The organism is Protofrankia sp. CiP1_Cm_nod4, assembly GCF_982290645.1.
Genome location: NZ_CEVIVC010000189.1, coordinates 5,254 through 8,951, shown reverse-complemented (window position 1 = coordinate 8,951; position 3,698 = coordinate 5,254). Strand labels below are relative to the sequence as shown.

Below are 3,698 nucleotides of genomic sequence, written 5' to 3'. Positions count from 1 at the left end.
CCCGACAGCCCCACCCGCAGCCGGTCGAACCGCTCCTCCGACCGCTCGAACGCACCCGCCGGCACCGCCTCCGGCGAACCCCCATACCCTGACACCCAGGCTCCTTGCTCGCGACACGTTCAGGACTCGACACCCGCGAACACAGCGACAAGGAGCCCTTTCGCGATCAACCCACGGCCAGCAGTCCGGGATCATCCAGTCAACGACCTCACTCAGGAAGATCTACACCCTTCTGTGTTCGTTTAGTTACGTAGATGGGTACACCGGGGAGCGACTCGCTCGAAAGGGAAGCGAAGGAAGGGGCTCTCATGGTCATGTACCGTCCGGGAACGATGCCGCACCGGCCGTTGCACTGCATCGTCCCACCCGACCTGCTGGCTCGGATCGTCCGCGAGGGCGAGACCGAGGAAGAGCGGGCGGCAGCGCTACGCACCCTGCAGTTGGACCACTCGTTCCGGCTGGCCCGCGCCGAGACGGCCGCCCGTTCCGGGGGGCGGGAGGCCCGCCCGACCACGTTCGGCCGGCAGGGCGGCCGGCCACAGCGCACCATCTACGACCAGCATCATCAGGAAATCCAGACGCCGGGTACCCCGGTACGGAGCGAAGGACAACCGGCGACCGGTGACCCGGCGGTCGACGAAGCGTACGACGGCTTCGGCGCGACGTACGACTTCTACTGGCGGATCTTCGACCGCGACTCCATCGACGGCCAGGGGCAGCCGCTGCTCGGCGGAGTCCATTATGGGGAAAACTACGCCAACGCCATCTGGGATGCCGGCCGCATGTTCTTCGGTGACGGGGACGGCCAGCAGCTCACCCGCACGACGGCGGGGCTCGACGTGATCGCCCACGAACTCACCCACGGGGTCACCCAGCACGAGGCAAACCTGGTCTACAGTGGTCAGTCCGGCGCGCTCAACGAGTCCATCTCCGATGTCATGGGTAGTCTGGTCAAGCAGTACCGGTTGAGCCAGAAGGCCTCCGATGCCGACTGGCTGATCGGCACGGACATTGTCGGCCCCGCGCTCGGGCCGGCACTGCGGTCGCTGAAGGCACCCGGTACCGCCAACCGGCACGACGACCAGCCAGCCGACATGAACCATTATGTCCACACGGCCTCGGGCGACGGCGGCGTGCACACCAACTCCGGCATCCCGAACCGGGCCTTCTACATCGTCGCCGATACCCTCGGCGGTTTCGCCTGGGAAGCGCCGGGCGCCATCTGGTATGCCACGCTGCGGGACCCCGAGCTCGCCCATCCCTCTCCCGAGTTCCGTACGTTCGCTCGGATCACCCTCCGTCAGGCACAGCAGATATACGGTCCGACCAGCGACGAAGCCCAGGCGGTACGGGACGGCTGGGACGCGGTGAAGGTTCCGCTGAACTAACAACACGGGGGTCCGCGACCCGACCTGGCCTGACAGGGGCTCTCACCCGGGGCATCATCGAAGGGTGCGTGTGGAGTTCGAACGTAGCGGCGGCTTCGCCGGTCTGGTTCTGCATGCTGTCCTCGACACCAGCGAACTCGACCCGGAGCAGGCCGGGCAGGCCGAAGCCGCGCTGGACACCCTCGGCTGGGATCAGCCGGCAAGGCCCCCCCAGGGGGCCGACCTCTACCAGTACCGGTTCACCGTGACCGACGCCGCCGGCCGGCGGCGCTCAGCGGTCCTCAACGAGCTGCAGGTACCTGCCGCGCTGCGTCCGCTGGTACGAGAACTCGTCGCCCGAGGCCGGCTCCCGTCCTGACAAGGGACTGCTCGCCCTTACCCCGGCGGGTGAGGGTGTGGCCGAGCCGGGTGAGGATGCCCTCGTCGCGCCAGGCGGCGTAGGAGGGAGACGCGGTGGCGTGCGCCGGGAAGCCATGGGGCAGGTATCGCCAGGGAACACCAGTGCGGTTGATTTTCCGTGGGCTCATGACGGAGGTTTCTCCCTGGCCGGGGCGGCGGTAAACCAGCGGGCCGGGAACTGCCTCACCCTGGCAGGAGAGGGGCTTTCACCGCATCGGTAAACCAGACAGACAGCCGGCCGCATCTCCGCCCTTGACGACCCTCGCGCTCAAGACCATGGAGTGCACGAATCCGCCTTTACCACGCGAAAGCCGTAAAAGCTACGGCCGGCATAAACGATTCATCCCACCGAAACCACGTAAATATCCACTCAGGGGGTGTTTCGTTGTGAGGAAACGCGGTTTCGGCAATAGCAAGATCGCTTCCTGTTGATCCTTGTCGGTCTTCTTCGGCAGCGAGCCGCCCTGCGATGCGATATGTGGACGCAATCTGGGAATAATCGTGCGGAGACCTCTGCAGAGGAGCCGAATAGTCGGATAGGTATCTAAGGAGTGCATGCGACATGTCGCGTTTTGCTGATATCTCCATATACAACGCGTCTTTCGACGCCGACGTCTACAAGGACGCCGGACACGAGCTAATCGTCATCAAGGCGACGGAAGGGGCCACGTATACCAATGAGCGGTGGGAGGGGTGGGTTAAGGACGCTCGCCACACCGGGCTACGCGTCGGCCACTACCATTTCGCCACCACATGGGACGCTGCGGACCAGGCGGCACATTTTCTGAACGTGGTGAACCGAAACTACCACCCCGACGACATCCTTATCCTCGACCTGGAACAGGCCGCGATCCCGGCGCGTCGACGTGGCGACCTCGCCCGCGACTTCCTCGGCAAGATAGACCATATGCCCGGCGAGAAATGGCTGTACTCCGGCAAATTTTTCCTCCAGGAGGGGAGAGTATCCTACTTCGGGGTACCGCTGTGGCTGCCCTCGTATACCAATACGTGGCGGGACAGTATGCTCCCCCACGGGTGGGACAAAGAGACGCTGGTGGCGTGGCAGTTCACGGCCACGGCCACGGTGCCAGGCGTCGGGAAGGCCGCCGGAGGCGTGGACTACAGCGAGTGGTACCCGACCACGCCGCAGCCCGGCAATCGTTTCGCCGGATACCCGACCCTCCACCGGGGCGACCAGGACTCGCACCGCACCGGCACCTTCCCTGACCGGGGAGCTCCCGTGCAGACCCTCCAGAACGCCTTGAATATCGTGTTGGGATGGGAGGGGGGCCACCCGTCCAGGCTGGCCCCGGACGGCGATTTCGGGCCGGCGACGCATGAGGGCGTGGTGCACTACCAGGGACAGCGTGGGCTGACGGCCGACGGGGTGGTCGGCACCCGGACCTGGTCCCGCCTGGACTCCGATCTCGACACGATCGGACGGTGATCACGACGGAAGGATAAATAAATCCGTTTCATCCGTATTGGGTATCCTCGCCTGCATCCGTCTGAGATGGGGGCCGCGTCTCCGACTGGAACCAATGGCGCAGGGTTCACATACATCCTCACTGTCTGTTGTGTTCGCTGGGCTCTTGATCAGGTAAGGCGGACGGATGCGTCGACGCCCTGCCCGTTCGCTGATCCCCGCCTCGGAGTTCACGGGTTCCGGCCCCCACCGGCAGTGATCGTGCTGTCGGTCCGCTGGTACCTCCGCTACGCGCTGTCGTACCGGGACGTCGAGGAACTCCTGGCCGAACGCGGCCTGGTCGTCGATCACGTGACCGTCTACCGGTGGATACAGCGGTTCACCCCGCTGCTGATCGACACCGCCCGCATTGGGCAACGGAGTCGTAACGCGGGGGAGGACGTCAAGGCGAGGCGCTCGAGGGCTACGACGAGGTTGTTCCTGGC

3 protein-coding genes and 2 pseudogenes are annotated in these 3,698 nt (G+C 65.3%); 4 read left to right on the top strand and 1 reads right to left on the bottom strand.

Annotated elements, in window-relative coordinates; all coding sequences use genetic code 11:
• The first annotated feature begins 308 nt into the window (after positions 1-308).
• Positions 309-1,388, top strand: a complete 1,080-nt coding sequence (locus AC5LSR_RS22185) for a M4 family metallopeptidase (RefSeq protein WP_250283541.1) — start codon at positions 309-311, stop codon at positions 1,386-1,388.
• Between the two features lie 70 nt (positions 1,389-1,458).
• Positions 1,459-1,746 carry a protealysin inhibitor emfourin gene (locus AC5LSR_RS22180; RefSeq protein ID WP_493465649.1) on the top strand — a complete coding sequence of 96 codons (288 nt, stop codon included), beginning with the start codon at positions 1,459-1,461 and terminating at the stop codon, positions 1,744-1,746.
• Between the two features lie 28 nt (positions 1,747-1,774).
• On the opposite strand, the pseudogene AC5LSR_RS22175 reads toward AC5LSR_RS22180, so the two are convergent.
• Positions 1,775-1,900 (bottom strand): annotated as a pseudogene (locus tag AC5LSR_RS22175) (IS5/IS1182 family transposase); the annotation flags it as partial.
• Positions 1,901-2,349: 449 nt separating this feature from the next.
• On the opposite strand from AC5LSR_RS22175, the gene AC5LSR_RS22170 reads away from it, so the two are divergent.
• Together AC5LSR_RS22170 and AC5LSR_RS22165 are read left to right on the top strand one after the other, a co-directional pair.
• Entirely contained in the window at positions 2,350-3,234 is an 885-nt protein-coding gene (locus tag AC5LSR_RS22170) for a GH25 family lysozyme (RefSeq protein WP_250283535.1), read from the top strand.
• A gap of 234 nt (positions 3,235-3,468) precedes the next feature.
• Positions 3,469-3,698 (top strand): annotated as a pseudogene (locus AC5LSR_RS22165) (hypothetical protein); the annotation flags it as partial.

Excerpts from the sequence above, each read along its gene's own strand:
- AC5LSR_RS22185 (WP_250283541.1), top strand. The coding sequence starts at position 309 with ATGGTCATGTACCGTCCGGGAACGATGCCGCACCGGCCGTTGCACTGC.
- AC5LSR_RS22170 (WP_250283535.1), top strand. The coding sequence starts at position 2,350 with ATGTCGCGTTTTGCTGATATCTCCATATACAACGCGTCTTTCGACGCC.